The sequence below is a fragment of the Azohydromonas lata genome, from assembly GCF_034427735.1.
Taxonomy (GTDB): Bacteria; Pseudomonadota; Gammaproteobacteria; order Burkholderiales; family Burkholderiaceae_C; genus Azohydromonas; species Azohydromonas lata.
In genome coordinates this window covers 1-1,231 of sequence record NZ_JAXOJX010000172.1, presented here as the reverse complement: position 1 = coordinate 1,231, position 1,231 = coordinate 1, and the positions used below count along the sequence as shown (strand labels likewise).

At 65.3% G+C, this 1,231-nt stretch carries 4 protein-coding genes; all 4 read right to left on the bottom strand.

Annotation, left to right across the window (positions count from 1 at the left end):
• Positions 1-192: hypothetical protein (locus tag SM757_RS34840; protein WP_322468840.1), on the bottom strand; the 192-nt coding region annotated here is incomplete at its 3' end.
• The gene (locus tag SM757_RS34835; RefSeq protein WP_322468839.1) at positions 182-625 is read right to left on the bottom strand and encodes a hypothetical protein; all 444 of its coding nucleotides are present in this window, start codon (positions 623-625) and stop codon (positions 182-184) included. The genes SM757_RS34835 and SM757_RS34840, both read right to left, overlap by 11 nt.
• Positions 556-948: a VirB3 family type IV secretion system protein gene (locus SM757_RS34830; RefSeq protein WP_322468838.1), complete on the bottom strand. Its 393-nt coding sequence runs from the start codon at positions 946-948 to the stop codon at positions 556-558. Before SM757_RS34830 ends, SM757_RS34835 begins: the two co-directional genes overlap by 70 nt.
• Positions 948-1,100: a TrbC/VirB2 family protein gene (locus tag SM757_RS34825; RefSeq protein ID WP_322468841.1), complete on the bottom strand. Its 153-nt coding sequence runs from the start codon at positions 1,098-1,100 to the stop codon at positions 948-950. Before SM757_RS34825 ends, SM757_RS34830 begins: the two co-directional genes overlap by 1 nt.
• Positions 1,101-1,231 lie beyond the last annotated feature (131 nt).

The window sequence follows — 1,231 nt, the reverse complement described above, 5'->3', positions numbered from 1 at the left end:
GTCCACCGTGGCGTTGGTCGTGTCGACCGCCGTCGTGGTGTTGCCCGCGTCGTCCGTCACCGTCGCCGACACGTTGCGGCTCGTCGTGTCGATGTTGCCGGCCACGAGGGTGTAGCTGGCCGTCCACACGCCGTTGACGTTGGTCGCCGCCACGGCGGAACCGCCGCCGAACTGGCTGAAGTCAAACGTCACGCCGCCGATGGTATCGGCGTTGTTGTCGCCCAGGGCCGTGTTGATCCACGTGGCCGTCACCGTGTCGCCGATGCGGTAAGCGCCGCCCGTGCCGCTGGCGCCATGCCGTGTTGAACAGGCGCGAGAACCAGATTTCGCTTTCGCCGTCGGGGTACAGGAACACACGGCGCCGCAGCATGGTCACATAGATACCGCGATCGCTGGCCGCGGCCTGCCGCAGGATGGTGTTGCGGCGGCGCTCGAAGAGCTTGATCTGCCGCCGCGACAGCGACTCGTAGTACAGGCCTTCGATCTTGATGACCTGCCGCAGCCCATCGTCCGCGGTCATGACCGTTTCGTCGTCGTAGTGGCGGACGTACGGGATCAGCTCGCTCGCGGCGGGCTCGCGCTCGTCGATCTTGAAGCCCGCAGGGCGCGGAGCCGTGAACGACAAGTCGAACTTGCGGCTGAAGAGCTCAGCGAGGCGCAGCCCCAGACGCGGCTGTTGCGGTGGGGTTTCAGGCGGGTGGCCGCGGCCAGGACGCTGAAGAAGTACACGTCCTTGAGGCAGGCGAGGTAGCAGGCCGGCAGCAGGACCAGCACCAGCAGCACCGGCTGCCAAGCCTTGCAGATCATGGCGGCCATGCCCGGCACGTAGAGACTGATCGCCAGGCTCGCGAGGGTGAAGCCACCGAGCGTGAAGGGACGTGTCATGGCCGCTGCAAGCGGCTCGCCGTCGTCCTCGACGTCCTCGATGACCGCCGAGTTGGGGTTCATCAGATCACCCCGGCAGCGCCCGCGCGCAGTTCCTGCACGATGTTGGGCGCGAAGAAGACCGCAATGATGCCGATGGCCCAACCGCCGAACGCCATGATGTCGATGTGGCCACGCCAGCAGCGGATGCCTTGCACCACCAGGGCGATGAGGATGTAGCCGAAGAGCCACGCTCAAGGCGTCTTTTGCACCCTATCAGACAGCACAATCCGCCGCTGACTTCGACACAGGTCATGACGGATAAAGCAAAAGAGCGGACACCGAACCCTTATTCAGCCGTTGCTTC

Bases quoted from the DNA above. Each gene is read 5' to 3' on its own strand.
- SM757_RS34830 (WP_322468838.1), bottom strand. From the start codon at position 948: ATGAACCCCAACTCGGCGGTCATCGAGGACGTCGAGGACGACGGCGAG.